The sequence below is a fragment of the Mesorhizobium sp. M0207 genome, assembly GCF_040321995.1.
Taxonomy (GTDB): Bacteria; Pseudomonadota; Alphaproteobacteria; order Rhizobiales; family Rhizobiaceae; genus Mesorhizobium.
In genome coordinates, this window is record NZ_JAMYSQ010000001.1 from 364,516 (window position 1) to 379,299 (window position 14,784).

The following is a 14,784-nucleotide window of genomic DNA, read 5'->3' on the forward strand; positions in this document are numbered from 1 at the left end:
CTGATCTTGACCTCTGTCGCTCCCAAGCTCCGTGTTGTGCCTAAAACCATTGCGCCGACCCGGGTGTTCGCTCAGCCTGTGCCGGAATCGGCGGGCTTCACAAAATCGGTCCTTATGTCGGGACCGTTCTGCCGCTTCTCTTCGAAGATTTCATCCAGCGAATGACGGAGATCCTTCATCTTCTGCATCTGGCGCGACAGCGCTGCGATGCGCCGCTCGCAATTCAGGATCGACCTGGTCAGTTCGCCGACTTCGGAAGACCTGCGAGAGGAGACCGTTCCGTTCTCCATCGCCTCAACCAGAAAGGCGGCATTGGTAGCCGTTGTCCTGTAGCGGTTCTCAAGGCCGCTCTTCTCCGCCTCGACTTCGGCCGAGATCTGGTCCAGCAGCTTTGCCAACCGATCAAGGCGCGAGGTGTCGGTCTGCGTGTCGCGCGCCGGATCTCTCGACCGGAAGCGAAAGATCGAGGCCATGCAGTCAGCGCCCCATCATCGTCGAGCTGGTGAACGGCCTTAGTGCCCGTCCACATTCAAAAGACATTTCTTGCATCGTCCAGCTCCTCCGACAGGGTATGTCTCGGGCCAGTTCGGTTGGCCGTCCAAAATTGCTGCACCGCAACATAGATTGCCATTCCCTGCGCGCATAGGCAACCACCTAGATCGTAAACTCATGAATCTCGTTGAAATGGTGCGAGCCGACCGAAGGGTAAGGGAGTGGCTACCGCCATCGCACGTTGACGGGCCTAGCTTTCGTTGGCCGTGCTGGTTCCGGCCATGAGGAAGCGCAGCGGCGGCACATGCTGACGCTTCGCGGCGAGGCCAGCGCGGCGAAACAGCGCATCCAGCTTGTCGGAGGCAACGCCGCGGACGACGGCTGTGAGGTTGGACGAGCCGGCCAAGGCGTAGGCCGCGGCCGGTGCCAACCCGCGCTCAGCCTTCACGTCTAAAAACTTCCGCAATCGATATTTGTCGCGGATGTGCCGCTCGTGCCTTCTCAGCGCAGCCTTCGATGCCTCCGGCAAACTGTCGATCGCAAGCAGTGCCAGGTCGGCATCGGCCAGATGCTTCAGGTCCTGGGTCTTGTGCCGTCCGCTCAGCGAATCGGCGCGCACGATCGCGCCGTAGCCACAGGATTTGATGACCTTGAAGCGCGCGCCAAGGGCAACCGCACGCGCATAGAGTTCATAGTCTTCACCCAGGCGCAGCTTCTCGTCGTAGCGCAGCCCATGCCGATCGAGGAAGGCGCGGCTGATCACGGGTTTGAGGAACCCCAGTTCCCCTCGTTGCACACGGCGCCTGGAGATGTTGGCGTCGATGAAACCCTCGAAATCGAGGAATTCCGGCTCGGGCGAGAACGGTGGAGCCACGATTTTCGAAACGTCGGTTGCCGCGTCATCCCTGACAAGCATGATGTTGTCTGCGGCGAAATCCCAATCGGTGCTGGCGAACAGTCTGTGAAACCTGCCTTCGAAAAAGAAATCATCAGCGTCCAGAATGCTGATGAACGGCGACCTGGAACCGGCAATCGCGGCGTTGCGTGCAAAGGATGGGCCGCGATTGGCGTCGAAGCGGATGACGGAAAGACGGCCCGTGCCGTCGCCGGCCGCGTTGGCGACTTTCGCGGTGTCGTCGGTGGACGCGTCGTCGACGACGACAACTTCCGCAACCTCAGGCTCGCGTAATGCCGATGCAATGGCAGCCGGGATTGTCCGCGCCGCATTGCGGGCGGCGATGATCACGCAGACCTGGAATGATGTCATGGACATGCCTCTCGGTTGCAGAAGCCGTTGCGGATTTCCTCGCCCCGTCCGCTCAATGCCCCACCGCCCATTCTGAAATGCATCGGCCCAAACGCCTATGCTGCAATTGCGAAGCAAGCATCGCCAAAATCATCGGCGCCGTCCAGTTTTTCATTTTGCTGGATGTCATGGCCCGGTTGGGCAGGCGGCGAGCCTCAATCGGGACGGCTCCAGAAATGCGCCGCTTGGCAGAGCCGTTCCTACACGCTCCATCAGAGCGCTCAACTGGCAGAAACCAGTTGCTGATCCTCGCCGACCGGACGGCGGCGGGGCGGAGCGAGCGCGTCGAGGCCCGCAGTGTCAAGGAATTGAAAGAACAGGAATGCCGACTGCCGGTGTCGTTGAGGTGAGCAATTCGTCAGGGGACCGGCGAGCTTAACCACAGGTCACATGGACATCGCAGACCGCGGCCAGGCCCGAAATCAGTGAAGGCCTCTCCTGGCGCTGAGTTTCTCGGCTTCGGCCGCTTCGTTCGAACTCAGCTTTCGTTCAGCGTCGCGGATTTTGTCGGCCGGGGTCGGGGCATTTCTGGCAACCATGGCAAAGACCAGCAGAAAATAACCCAGTTGGATGACTATAGCGCAGCCGATGACACGAAACAGCGTCGTACCGAGCGAGGCGCCGCCTAAATAGGACCAGACGATCACGATCGCCAGCGCAAAACACATTCCGATAATGAACTTTGGCAGTGACATACCCGATAGCCCATCAACCGGCTCGGGAAAAAATGTCGACAAGCCCACCCCGAGCACCTCCCTTAAACTCTGCGAGCTTATTTAGGTTGCCCGCTTCTGGCCGGTTGCTTCCGGCCTAGCCCAATCTGTCCATAGTCCGACAGAAACAATTTGCAACTCTATTGAGCCGCGCAATAGGCGGCAAGGGCAGCTGCGCAATAAATTTTAAACGAATCCTCGGGATCGACTCTCCCATGGTGCAACGCACACGTCGGCATCACCACTGATTGCCGGATATCGACTCGCTCCAGTAAGATTTATAATATTGAATAGTATTTTAGCATAACATCAGTCATTATCTTGAAATTCTAAATGACGGCAAAGCTCCACAGGAGGGTATAAAGAGCGATTCGCCTAAAATCAGCCCCAAAATTGGACTAGTTTTTCCAAAATTGCCCATAATCTGGCTCTTTTGCGACATAAAGGCGAAATTTTGTGCAGGACGAGTTTATTATTTAGTCAGTTCATGACGCGACTATTACAGCCGTCTGGGAAATTGTGTGTTGCGCTGCAACATTTTTTTGGTATCGTGCGGTAAACCATCCGTTCAACGTATGGAGTTTACGCATGAGGGACGTAGCCAAGCCGGCCGATGCGGATTTTTCGCAGGCCGGCGTCGATTTTCCGCCACCGATTGGCGGCCTGCTCAAACGCAGCTTCGATATTGTCGGTTCGCTGATCGGCCTGGTCGCTCTCAGCCCGCTGTTCGTGATGATAGCGCTGCTTGTCAGGTTTTCCGATGGCGGGCCGATTTTCTATGGTCACAGCCGGATCGGCCGCGGAGGACGGATTTTTCCGTGCCTCAAGTTCCGCACCATGGTTCCAGACGGCGAGCGGGTGCTTGCTGCCTATCTCGCCGCGAATCCGGAGGCCAACGCCGAATGGATAGCGACCCGCAAGTTGAAGAACGACCCGCGGATCACGCGCGTCGGAGCGGTGCTGAGGAAGCTCAGCCTCGATGAGTTGCCGCAGATCATCAACATCCTGCAGGGGGATATGAGCCTGGTCGGGCCTCGTCCCGTGGTGCGCGATGAGCTGGAGATTTATGGCAATTCGGCCGTCTATTATCTTAAATCGCGCCCCGGCCTGACAGGGCTGTGGCAGGTCAGCGGACGCAACGATGTTTCGTATGACAGCCGCGTCGCATTCGACAGGCACTATGTCGAGAACTGGTCGATGTTCGAAGACATCCGCATCATCATCAAGACCGTACCCGCGGTCTGGATGTCGCGAGGCTGCTACTGACGGCCGCTTGCTGGCCGTGCATCGAGGAGCGACTGTCCAGAATTCGGGCCTGGAACTCAGGCCCCTAACTCAGGCATCGGCAGCTCATCGGGCGGGGCAAACCAGATCGGAAACGCTCAGTTGAAAGCAGATATAATCGATATTTTTTGCACCGGTATTCTCTCCAGACGCATGCGGCGAGTACGGCTTTTGACGACTTGCCTTACAATGGCGACCGGCCTGACGCTGTCGCTCGCCTTGCCACAGTTTGCCTTCGCCGACGACTATCGCCTAGGAGCACAGGACAAGCTGACCATTCGCGTGGCGGAATGGCAGACCGTCGAAGGCACGTTCCGTGACTGGTCGGCCATCAATGGAGAATACACGGTTGGGCCCGCTGGAACCTTGTCGGTTCCCTTCGTCGGCGAGATGCCCGCATCCGGCAAGACGACTTCGGAGATCGCCGCATCGCTCGGCGAGGCGCTGCAGCGCAAGCTCGCTCTGGCCGACAAGCCGGAGGCTTCCGTCGAAATGGCACAGTACCGGCCATTCTACATCTCCGGCGAGGTGCAATCGCCCGGCCAGTATCCTTGTGTGCCTGGGTTGTCCGTGCTGAAAGCGATGAGCATTGCCGGCGGAGCCCGGCGGAACCCGGAGAGCGGGCAGCGCTACGACCGCGACCTGATCAATGCGAAGGGCAATTTCGACGTATTACAAGACCAATTGGTCAGGCTGACCGTCAAGCGCGCCCGCATCGAAGCGGAACTGGCGGACAAGCCGGCATTCGCGGTGCCGAAAGAGGTGGCCGACGATCCGAAGCTGCCCAGCATCGTTGCCGATGAGACGGCGATCCTGGCGGCCGACCAGAAGAAACTCAAGCTGCGCTTGCAGGCGCTCGACGATTTGAAGGCGCTGCTGCAGAGCGAGATCGATTCGCTGCAGAAAAAGATCGTCAACCAGCAGAAGCAGGTTGATCTGGCGAAGGAGCAGCTCAACGGCATCGGCTCGCTGGCGCAAAAGGGCCTGGTCGTCAACACGCGGGTTTTGAACTCGCAGCAAACCATCGCCGATCTCGAGGGCCAGATCCTGGATTACGAAACGGCGATTCTCACGGCCAAGCAGTCGATCAGCAAGGCCACCCAGGACGCCATCGATCTCGAGAATACCCAGAACTCCAGCCTCGCGACCGACCGGCAACAGACGGAAGCCGATCTCAACGAGGTGACGCTGAAGCTGAATATGGAAAAGGCCTTGATGTCCGAAGCCTTGTCGGGCAGCCCCATGCCGCAATTCTACGGCAACAACGAACCAGCGGCCTTATCATTTTCCCTGGTGCGGGTGGTCGACGGCAAGACCAGCGAAATCACCGCCGATGAAGACACGCCGGTGCTGCCAGGGGACGTGATCAAGGTCAAACCGGCGCCCCTGGCCATCCAGTAGCTTCTTTCCACCGGAGCAAAGCACCAACCCCGCAGGCAGCGGTCTGCGGGGTTTTTGCGTTTGGGATCTTATGGATCAGAAAACAAGCCGGCCTTCGGGCAACGAACCGCCTGGATCCGCCCGCTCTAGCCTCGCACGGCGTCCGGTTCCTCTAGATGGTTCACGGCGCTCCACCGGGAAGGAGCGACGGCCGGCACCCTCACCAGCTTGAAGTAGCTGTAGTACAGCAGGAACGATCCCATGATGTAGGGATTGAGGGTCTCGACCTCGACGAAGGATCGGATGAACAGAAGCACCATGACGCCGGCAAGAATCACGGAATCGGCTTGCCATGTCCTGAATATCAGCGCCGAGACGTGACCCCAGAGCGTGCGCAGGATGATCAGCGAAAGCAGTGTCGCGCCGACGAAGCCGAGTTCCACCAAGGTCTCGATGTAGGTGTTGTGGAAGTGGAAGCCGCTTCGCGCGGCGATATAGAATTCGTTCCACAGCCGCTCGGCCTCGGAGAAGCCCTGAACCCAATAAGCCGCGTAGCCGACGCCGAGGATGGGCGATTGCTGCGCGGCATTCCAGCCCTGTTGCCAGAGGTAGGTTCGTCCGGTGAGCGTCGAATCCTTGCCGAAAAGGCCAAGGACAAAGTCCATCAGCCCGAGATTCAGCGCAATCACGGTGCAGGCGACCAGCCCGCCCGCACCGATCATGAAAATCACCCGGCGATGGCGGAGCGAAAGCAGCTTGCCGATGGAAAGCAGGGCGACCAGAGCGAGAACCGCGGGGGTAGATGCCATTGAAGTGGCGGAATGCGACACCACCAGCAGATAGCCCGATAGAAGGACAATCGGTACGATCAACAAACAGCTTATCCGGCCGCGCCTGAGAAAGGCGAGGTAGACAACGCAGAAATAGATGCCAAGCGATGCGACAAAGCCGATCTGGTTCTTGGAGCTGAACGCGCCGACGAAATTATACGTCCCATCGAGAACATCGTAGGAATAGCCCGCGACCTTGAGCGAGTAGAGCAGGACGACGAAAATCCCGATCAGGGCACCTATGGTCAAGGTCCGGACGCTGACGGTGCGCGCGGCAATGTAGGCGCAGGCGATATGGGAGCAATATTGGACGGCCGTCCTTGCCGTGGTGCCGGGAGCTGCCGACCAGAACACCGAGAAGCAGACATAGGTTGCGAAGGCCAGCGGAAGCCAGGCGCTGGAAGCGTGCCTTAATATCTTGCGGTAGTCGACCAGGATGAGCGGTAGCCAGACCGCATAGTAGGCCAGGATCATGGCCTGGCCGAAAATGGTCGAGTAGGAAAACGCCCAGATCGAGACGGCAACGGCAAAGCTGCCGTAGACGGTGTTCTTGTCCGGATCGATCAACAGAGATTTTGGAATCTTCATCTCGATAGCGGTTTTCCGTCCTTGCAGCTCAATGCCGATTTCATGGGCCGCTCGTGGGCCGATTCGTCGGATCGATGGGAGCCTCGCCTGCAGGCGCTCGCATTGTGCAGTGCAATATAACCCATCCGGCGCCGCCTGTCACCCGGATGCCAACCGGGCGCGTCGTTCCAGCCGTTCTCTCCATACCGGGCGAGACGATTTGGCCAGAAGGCAGTGCCGTACAATTGACCGGTGCTGGCCCATCATAAGCTGTTCTGAGGTTGCAAGTCCGCGCTTGAACTTGTCCGCCGTTGACTTCACATTCGCCGCCAATTGGGAGGAAGACCACATGCCGATGAGTTTCGCGGGACGATTTGCCGGACGATCTGCTGTTATCACCGGCGGCGCCTCAGGCATCGGCCTGGCCGTCGCGCAAAGGATCACTGGCGAAGGCGGGCGTGTTTCGGTCTGGGATCGCGATGCCGCCCAGATCGAGCAGGCCAAGGCCATTGTTCCAGGCCTGCACAGCGTCACCTTAGACGTCGCCGACCCCATAGCGGTCGAAGCCGCCGCCGGAGAGACGATCGAAGCGCTTGGCGCGGTCGATGTCCTTGTCACCAGTGCTGCCATCACCGGGCCGAACATGACGACCTGGGAGTATTCGGTGGAGGATTGGCGCCGGGTCACCGACATCAACATCAACGGCGTCTTCTTCTGCAACAAGGCGCTGGTCCCGCATATGCTCGAACGCAATTACGGCAGGATCATCAACATCGCCTCGATTGCCGGCAAGGAAGGTAACCCGAACGCCTCGGCCTACAGCACCTCCAAGGCGGCGGTGATCGGCATGACCAAATCGCTCGGCAAGGAACTGGCCAAGACCAAAGTAACGGTGAACTGCGTCACGCCGGCGGCCGTGCGCACCGCGATCTTCCAGCAGATGAGCCAGCAACACATCGACTTTATGCTGTCCAAAATACCAATGGCGCGGTTCGGCGAGGTCGAGGAGGTGGCGGCGCTGATTTGCTGGATCGCGTCCGAGGAATGCTCGTTCACAACGGCGGCCGTCTTCGACGTCTCCGGCGGCCGGGCGACCTACTGAGGCGGGGCCGGACGCAAACCGCCCGACCGGATCGCGGCGCCTCAGTCGTGAAGTTCCCGCGAGATCGGCGGGCCGATCGAAAAGTCGCTGAATGTCACTTCGAAGCCCTCGCGCTGCGGCGAACAGCACATCATGCCGACATCGACCGTTTTCGACGGGGGGAAATAGGCAAGCCGCACCGGTTTCCAGTGCTTGTCAGATGGGTCGCGATACTGGACGCGGATCGTCTCGGCATGGCGGGTCATGCGGATCCTGACCCCGTCCGGATCGGCCGGAATGCTGGCCAGCGACCAGTCGGAGGCATCGTTGGTGACGACGACGGAAAAATACATCAGCCCGTCGGTGTATTCGATGCCGGCCTTGATCCAGTGCGTCTCGCTCAGGCGGACCATAAGCCCGGCCTGATCGTAAAGCACCTCATAGTGCCCCTTGACCGTGACTTCGGCGCTGAAATCGCCCTCGACCTCACGATAGAGGAAATGGCCATTGTCGCGCCAGAAGCCGTAGAACGTCTCGCGCCAGAAGTCGGTCTCCTCGCCGGTCCGTACATGCACCGTATTGTTGCCGAAGGCGTGGTGCGGCGGCGGATTGAGCCAGGTCAGGTCCGTATTCTCAGATGCCATCGACTTGCTCGCTGCCTGGCTGGTCTGCCGCCTTTTCTTAGCCGGCAAACGTGTAAGCGGTCTTCACCGTGGTGTAGAACTCTGCGGCATAGCGGCCCTGCTCGCGCGGGCCGTAGCTCGATCCCTTGCGCCCGCCGAAAGGCACGTGGAAGTCGACGCCCGCCGTCGGCAGATTGACCATGACCATGCCGGCTTCCGAATTGCGCTTGAAGTGCGTGGCATGCTTGAGGCTCGAGGTGCAGATGCCGGAGGTCAGGCCGAACGGCGTGTCGTTGGCCACCGCCAGCGCCTCGTCATAATCCTTGACGCGGATGACGTTGGCGACCGGTCCGAAAATCTCCTCGCGCGAGATGCGCATGGCGTTGGTGGTTTCGGTGAACAGCGCCGGCTGCAAATAGAAGCCGCGGGTTTCACGATCGAGCCGCTCGCCGCCGAAGGCGAGATCGGCACCTTCCTGACGTCCGATGGCGATATAGTCCTCGTCCTGTTTCAACTGGCTCTGGTCGACAACCGGCCCGATCTGGGTCTTGGCATCGAGAGCGTCGCCGACGACCAACTTGGCCATGCGGTCCTTGAGCGCCTCGACGAAGCGGTCGTGAATGCCGTCCGTCACCACCAGCCGGGACGACGCCGTGCAGCGCTGGCCGGTCGAGAAGTAGGCACCGTTGATGGCGCAGTCGACAGCGACGGCAAGGTCGGCATCGTCGAGCACGACAAGCGGGTTCTTGCCGCCCATTTCGAGCTGAAACTTGCGCATGTGCTCGACGCTGGCGGCGGCGACGCGCTTGCCGGTGCCGACCGATCCGGTGAAGGTGATCGCGTTGAGGTCAGGACTGTCGAGCATGGCCTGGCCGACCACCGAACCTTTGCCCATCACCAGGTTAAGCACACCCTTGGGCAGCCCGGCGCGGTGCAGGATGTCGACAATAGTCCAGGCGCTCTCCGGAACGAGTTCCGCCGGCTTGAAGACGATGGTGTTGCCGTAGGCCAGCGCCGGAGCGATTTTCCAAGCCGGAATGGCGATCGGGAAATTCCACGGCGTGATGATGCCGACGACGCCGACCGCTTCACGGGTGATCTCGACGCCGACGCCGGGCCGCACGCTCGGCACCAGCTCGCCCGACAGGCGCAGCGTCTCGCCGGCGAAGAAGTCGAATATCTGGGCGGCGCGGACAGTCTCGCCGATGCCCTCGACCAGCGTCTTGCCTTCCTCGCGCGCCAACGCCCGGCCAATTTCATCTTTCCGCGCGGTGATCTCGTCCGACGCCTTCCTCAGCACCGCATGGCGGGCCAGCAGGCCCGATCGGGACCACGCCGGAAATGCCGCCTTCGCCGCCGCGATGGCCTGCCGGGCGTGCTCGGCGCCTCCCGATGCATATTCGCCGACCACGTCGTCGAGATTGGACGGGTTGATGTTACGGGAGCCGGCATCGCCTACCCACTCTCCATCGATGAGGTTCTTTCGAAACGGGATCATGTCGCTGTCTTCCTTGTCGTCCTTCGATCGCCGTCTATCTGGACCACCGACCGCCGCACCGCAAGGCCGAAGCCAGGCAAACTTCTCCTCCTCGACAGGCATGTGATAGGTGTCGGGGCGGGGAAGACGATTCTAGTGTGGTGCGACGCGGATCGCACGGGAGGAAATCATCATGTCCGACAGCGCCTTGCCGCTGGTGATCAGCGCACCCGAACCGCGCACGCTCGACCTGATCTTCACGCCGGCTGCGCTGGCGAAATTTCGATCGAAATACCGCATCATCGAAATATCGCCCGAAGCGGTGGCGGCGCTGCCGGCCGATATCCTTGCCGAGGCGCGCTACATCGTCGGTCAGCCACCTATCGCGCCGGAGACGCTGGAAAGAATGAAGGCGCTGCGCTGCATCTTCAATGTCGAGAGCAACCTCATCAATAACATGCCCTACGAGACGCTGTTTTCGCGCGGCATCCATGTCGTCACCACCGGGCTGGTGTTTGCCGAACCGGTGGCCGAGCTCGGCCTTGCCATGGCGCTCAACCTCGCCCGCGGCATCGTCGACGCCGATCTCGCATTTCGTCAGGGCAAGGAGCTGTGGGGCGGCGACGGCAACCGGGCGGCGCGGCTTCTTTCCGGCGCGGATGTCGGCATTATCGGCTTCGGCGATCTTGGCCGTGCGCTCAACCGGTTGCTGTCAGGCTTTCGCACGCGGACAAAAGTCTTCGACCCGTGGCTGCCGCCGTCGATCCTGATCGAAAACGGCGTCGAGCCCGCCTCTCTCGACGACGTTCTGTCGAACAGCGATTTCGTCTTCGTTGTCGCTTCGGTGACTAGCGAAAACCAGGGCTTCCTCGGCGCCGAGGCGTTTGCCAGGATGCGCAAGGGAGCCGCTTTCATCCTGCTCAGCCGAGCCGGCGTGGTCGATTTCCCGGCGCTGATGGACATCGTCCGCAGCGGCCATATCGTCGCCGCCAGCGATGTTTTTCCTGAGGAGCCGCTTGGCCAGGATCACCCGGTCCGCACATTGCCGGGGTTCCTGCGCTCCGCCCACCGGGCCGGTGCGCTCGACATCGCTTTCAAGCGGATGGGCGACATGGTGCTGGAAGACATGGACCTGGTCGACCGCGGCCTGCCGCCGATGCGTTCGAAGCGGGCCGAGCGTGAGACCGTTTCGCGAATGCGTTCGAAGCCGGTCGACAAGAATTAGGCCGTCTGCCCGACGGGTCGCACATGCTCAGATGGTGAAGGACCAAAACAGGCAGGCCAGTGTCGCTGCGGCGAAGACGACGAAGAACAGGCTTCGCAACAGGATGTTCCGGCGCAGCTCGTTGATGAAGAGATGGCATCCGACGACGGCTGCGACAAACAGGAACCGCCAGTTCAGCAGTGCCGGGAGCACATCGCGCTGACCGAAAGCAAATCTCGCGGCGAGACATCCAACGATGACCGCAAACAACAATATGACCGTCCAGAAGATCGCATCGGCGGCATGTGTCAGGACGATGCCAGCGAGCCTGATCGGCAGAACCATCATCAGCAGTGCGCTGAAAAAATAGATCGCCGCGAGCGGAATGAACGTCCCCGCATCGGCGATGTCGCTCAAGCGCTTGGCACCGATCGCGCCATAGGGATAGCCATGCCTGGCCACCATCAGGCAGAGCGCCATCAGCAAGGCCGCCAGCGCGGCGGCAAGCGCGAATGAGGTCAGGGCTTTGCTCATGAGGCTCCCGTTCCGAGCGAATCGAAGTCAGAACGTTGGTAGCCCATGGTTTGTAAATTGCTAGTAAGCATCATGCGGCGGCACGGCAGAGTTTCTCGGCGCATTCACTCCGCAGCTTGCAGACGCCGCCCGTCGATAATGGTCTTGATCTCGGCGCGGCAAGAGCCGCAATTGGTGCCGGCGTGAAGGACGGCGCCGATTGCCGCGACGCTGGTACAGCCGCCGCGTACCGCTTCCGCGATCTGGTTGGCACCAACCCCGAAACAGGCGCAGACGATGGCACCGCGGTCGACGCTGTTGCCGCCCGGCCGCCCGGCGACAATCGCCAGCCGCGCCTGCCGATTGGCATGGTCAGCGCCAAGTTGTTCGACTGCCCAGCCGCGCGACACCGCCACCGGGGTTGGCGCAAGATAGAGCGCGCCGACCAGCCTATTGCCTGCGAAACGGGCGAAGCGATGGTGCCCGCCGGCGATGTCGTGATAGGCGAGCGTCTCGCCTTCCATGCCTAATAGCGCGGCGGCAAACCCGGTCCAGTCGCGGCTGTCCTGCAGCGCAATTTCAAGCCGCCAGCCGGCGGGGCCGCGGGCGAGGCTCCAGTAATCGGCGTCGATCGATGCGGGCCGTTCGGCAAGCACGGCGAAGCCGAAGGCTGTGGCGGCGAACCGCTCGATGCGGGCGGCAACATTCTTCGAGGCCGGTTGGCCTGAAATCGCATCGGTCGTCGGCGCGACCAGTGCATCGACGCGCGCGCGGCCGGAGAACTGATCGGTCCAGTGCATCGGAACGAATACAGAGCCTTGGCGTTGGCGCACCGTCACCAGGGCGCGGACCAGCACCTCGCCATGGGCAGTCGAGACGCGGACGATCTCGGCATCGCCGATGCCGAAGTGCTGCGCATCCGACGGGTGGATTTCGACGAACGGTTCGGCCATGTGCTGCGACAAGCGCGGGCTCTTGCCGGTCCGCGTCATGGTGTGCCAATGGTCGCGCACGCGCCCGGTGTTGAGCACCAGCGGGAAGTCCGGGCTGGTGCGGGTTTGTGCGGCTGGGCGGATGGCAATGAAGCGTGCCTTGCCGTCGGGTGTGTAGAAATTGCCGTTGGCGAAGAAGCGGGTGCTTTTGTCCTCCAGCTGGCGCCGCGCGCGCCCCTCTGGCCTGCCGGCCACCTCCCCCTCAAGGGGGGAGATTGACAGTTTTGCCGGCACCGCCTTTTCAGCAATGGCAACGATTGGCGAAACCGGTGGCGACATCCAATCTCCCCCCTTGAGAGGGAGATGGCCGCCAGGCCAGAGGGGGGTTCCCTGGCTCGGCGCTGGCCATTGGAATGGCGCCAACTCCTCATACGTCCCTGCATCGATCCCGGCGTAGGCGCCGATGTCGAAATCGCGTGCCCCGTCATTCTCGAATGTCGACAACGCGGCATGCTCGGCGAAGATGTCGGCCGGCGACACATGCGAAAAAGCCTCGCCGAAGCCCATCCGCTTGGCGACTTCAGCGATGATCCACCAATCTGGCCTTGCCTCACCAGGCGTGGCCAAAAAGGCTCGCTGGCGCGAGATGCGGCGCTCCGAATTGGTGACGGTGCCATCCTTTTCGCCCCATGCGGTGGCCGGCAGCCGGACATGGGCGTGGCGGACCGTGTCGGTCTTGGCCAGCACGTCCGACACCACGACAAACGGGCAGGCCTTGATCGCCGCCTCGACGGCATCGGCGTCCGGCATCGAATCGACGGGGTTGGTGGCCATGATCCACAGCGCCTTGATGCGTCCGTCGGCCACCGCTTGGAACATCTCGACCGCTTTCAGGCCGGGTTTTTCGGCGGCGGTTGGGGCATTCCAGAAGCGCTGCACGCGTTCGCGGTGCTCGGGGTTTTCGATCTCCATGTGGGCGGCCAGCATGTTGGCCATGCCGCCGACCTCACGGCCGCCCATGGCGTTGGGCTGGCCGGTCACCGAGAACGGCCCGGCGCCGGGCTGGCCTATGCGGCCGGTGGCCAGATGGCAGTTGATGATGGCGTTGACCTTGTCGGTGCCCGAAGACGACTGGTTCACGCCTTGGCTGTAGACGGTCACCGTCTTCGCCGTCGCGGCGAACAGGCTGTAGAAGCGGGCCAGTTCGTCCTCACTGAGACCCGTGGCAGCCGCGATGCCGGCAAGATCGAGCGCCGAGGCGGCGAAAAGCGCTTGCCCGAAGCCGGTCGTGTGCGCCGTGATATAGGTGCGGTCCAGCGCGTTGTGCTGGCCGAGATAGGCGAGCAGGCCGGTGAACAAAGCGACGTCACCATCGGGCGCGATCGCCAGATGCATGTCGGCGATGTCTGAGGTCATGGTGCGGCGAGGATCGATCAGCACCACCTTCATCTCGGGCCGCTTTTCCCGGGCGGCGGCAATGCGCTGGTAGAGTACAGGATGGCACCAGGCGAGATTGGAGCCGACCAGCACGATCAGGTCGGCAAGTTCCAGATCCTCGTAATTTCCCGGAACGGTGTCCGAGCCAAAGGCGCGGCGGTGGCCGGCGACCGACGAGGCCATGCACAGGCGCGAATTGGTGTCGATATTGGCCGAGCCGATAAAGCCTTTCATCAGCTTGTTGGCGACGTAATAGTCCTCGGTCAGCAACTGGCCGGAAACATAAAAGGCGACCGAACCAGGGCCGTGTTCGGCAATGGTTTGCGAGAAGGTCGAAGCGACAAGGTCGAGCGCTTCGTCCCAGTCGGTGCGGCGACCGTGGATCTCCGGGTATAGCAACCTGCCGTCGAGATCGATGGTCTCAGCCAGCGCCGAGCCTTTGGAGCAGAGCCGGCCGAAATTCGCCGGGTGGTCCGGGTCGCCGCGAACGGTTATTTCACCGTCCGCGGCGACCTTCGCCAGCACGCCGCAACCCACCCCGCAATAGGGGCAGGTGGTCCTCACCTCGCGCGCTTCATCAATCTGCATGGTTCACGCCGCGCGGCTGGCCAGCGCTTCCAGCGCAATGAACAGCCGCTCGCCGTCGATCCGCACCGCAATGGTGCGCACCGCGCCCTCGTCCGCGCCGAGCGCCTTGCCTGTCTCCAGCGAGATCACCCAATTGTGCAAGGGACAGGTCACCGCCGTGCCATGGACGATGCCCTGGCTGAGCGGCCCACCTTTGTGCGGGCAATGGTCGTCGATGGCAAAGACCTGATCGTCGGCCGTGCGAAAGACGGCGATCTTTCCTTCCGGCGTGGCGACGCAGCGCGCGCCGCGACGCGGAATGTCCGAGAGCGTGCCGATCGATACCCAATTCATGTGGCCATTCCTCTTTTGCGCGTG

14 protein-coding genes are annotated in these 14,784 nt (G+C 61.6%); 5 read left to right on the plus strand and 9 right to left on the minus strand.

Features of this window, described 5'->3' with window-relative positions; all coding sequences use genetic code 11:
- Positions 1-71: 71 nt before the first annotated feature.
- Positions 72-473, minus strand: coding sequence for a hypothetical protein (locus NKJ15_RS01690; RefSeq protein ID WP_352469921.1), 402 nt, complete (start codon positions 471-473; stop codon positions 72-74).
- Positions 474-742: 269 nt separating this feature from the next.
- Positions 743-1,765, minus strand: coding sequence for a glycosyltransferase family 2 protein (locus NKJ15_RS01695; protein WP_352681441.1), 1,023 nt, complete (start codon positions 1,763-1,765; stop codon positions 743-745).
- On the opposite strand from NKJ15_RS01695, the gene NKJ15_RS01700 reads away from it, so the two are divergent.
- Positions 1,750-2,148, plus strand: a complete 399-nt coding sequence (locus NKJ15_RS01700; RefSeq protein ID WP_352813838.1) for a hypothetical protein — start codon at positions 1,750-1,752, stop codon at positions 2,146-2,148. The two genes, NKJ15_RS01695 and NKJ15_RS01700, sit on opposite strands and share 16 nt — an antisense overlap.
- 72 nt (positions 2,149-2,220) lie before the next feature.
- Here the strand turns inward: NKJ15_RS01700 and NKJ15_RS01705 are convergent, their stop codons facing one another.
- Positions 2,221-2,541, minus strand: a complete 321-nt coding sequence (locus NKJ15_RS01705) for an exopolysaccharide production repressor protein (RefSeq protein WP_352469919.1) — start codon at positions 2,539-2,541, stop codon at positions 2,221-2,223.
- A 558-nt stretch (positions 2,542-3,099) separates the two neighbouring features.
- Between NKJ15_RS01705 and NKJ15_RS01710 the strand changes: the two genes are divergently transcribed.
- Positions 3,100-3,777 (plus strand): sugar transferase, encoded by a 678-nt coding sequence (locus NKJ15_RS01710; protein WP_023676307.1) that lies wholly within the window; start codon positions 3,100-3,102, stop codon positions 3,775-3,777.
- Between the two features lie 207 nt (positions 3,778-3,984).
- Positions 3,985-5,196 (plus strand): polysaccharide biosynthesis/export family protein, encoded by a 1,212-nt coding sequence (locus NKJ15_RS01715; protein ID WP_352540403.1) that lies wholly within the window; start codon positions 3,985-3,987, stop codon positions 5,194-5,196.
- Positions 5,197-5,321: 125 nt separating this feature from the next.
- Here NKJ15_RS01715 and NKJ15_RS01720 read toward each other — a convergent pair whose 3' ends face one another.
- Positions 5,322-6,593 (minus strand): O-antigen ligase family protein, encoded by a 1,272-nt coding sequence (locus tag NKJ15_RS01720; RefSeq protein WP_352813839.1) that lies wholly within the window; start codon positions 6,591-6,593, stop codon positions 5,322-5,324.
- Between the two features lie 328 nt (positions 6,594-6,921).
- On the opposite strand from NKJ15_RS01720, the gene NKJ15_RS01725 reads away from it, so the two are divergent.
- Positions 6,922-7,674 carry an SDR family NAD(P)-dependent oxidoreductase gene (locus NKJ15_RS01725; protein WP_352448445.1) on the plus strand — a complete coding sequence of 251 codons (753 nt, stop codon included), beginning with the start codon at positions 6,922-6,924 and terminating at the stop codon, positions 7,672-7,674.
- Positions 7,675-7,715: 41 nt separating this feature from the next.
- Here NKJ15_RS01725 and NKJ15_RS01730 read toward each other — a convergent pair whose 3' ends face one another.
- Together NKJ15_RS01730 and NKJ15_RS01735 are read right to left on the minus strand one after the other, a co-directional pair.
- On the minus strand, positions 7,716-8,297 hold the full coding sequence (locus NKJ15_RS01730; protein ID WP_352448444.1) for a DUF1349 domain-containing protein: 582 nt from the start codon (positions 8,295-8,297) through the stop codon (positions 7,716-7,718).
- Positions 8,298-8,334: 37 nt separating this feature from the next.
- The gene (locus NKJ15_RS01735) at positions 8,335-9,771 is read right to left on the minus strand and encodes an aldehyde dehydrogenase family protein (RefSeq protein WP_352454833.1); all 1,437 of its coding nucleotides are present in this window, start codon (positions 9,769-9,771) and stop codon (positions 8,335-8,337) included.
- Positions 9,772-9,946: 175 nt separating this feature from the next.
- On the opposite strand from NKJ15_RS01735, the gene NKJ15_RS01740 reads away from it, so the two are divergent.
- On the plus strand, positions 9,947-10,978 hold the full coding sequence (locus tag NKJ15_RS01740) for a hydroxyacid dehydrogenase (RefSeq protein ID WP_352813840.1): 1,032 nt from the start codon (positions 9,947-9,949) through the stop codon (positions 10,976-10,978).
- Between the two features lie 27 nt (positions 10,979-11,005).
- Here NKJ15_RS01740 and NKJ15_RS01745 read toward each other — a convergent pair whose 3' ends face one another.
- From NKJ15_RS01745 to nirD, 3 genes are all read right to left on the minus strand, one after another.
- On the minus strand, positions 11,006-11,491 hold the full coding sequence (locus NKJ15_RS01745) for a hypothetical protein (RefSeq protein WP_352813841.1): 486 nt from the start codon (positions 11,489-11,491) through the stop codon (positions 11,006-11,008).
- A gap of 104 nt (positions 11,492-11,595) precedes the next feature.
- Entirely contained in the window at positions 11,596-14,427 is a 2,832-nt protein-coding gene (locus NKJ15_RS01750; RefSeq protein WP_352813842.1) for a nitrate reductase, read from the minus strand.
- A 3-nt stretch (positions 14,428-14,430) separates the two neighbouring features.
- On the minus strand, positions 14,431-14,760 hold the full coding sequence (gene nirD, locus NKJ15_RS01755; protein WP_023676297.1) for a nitrite reductase small subunit NirD: 330 nt from the start codon (positions 14,758-14,760) through the stop codon (positions 14,431-14,433).
- Between the last annotated feature and the right edge of the window lie 24 nt (positions 14,761-14,784).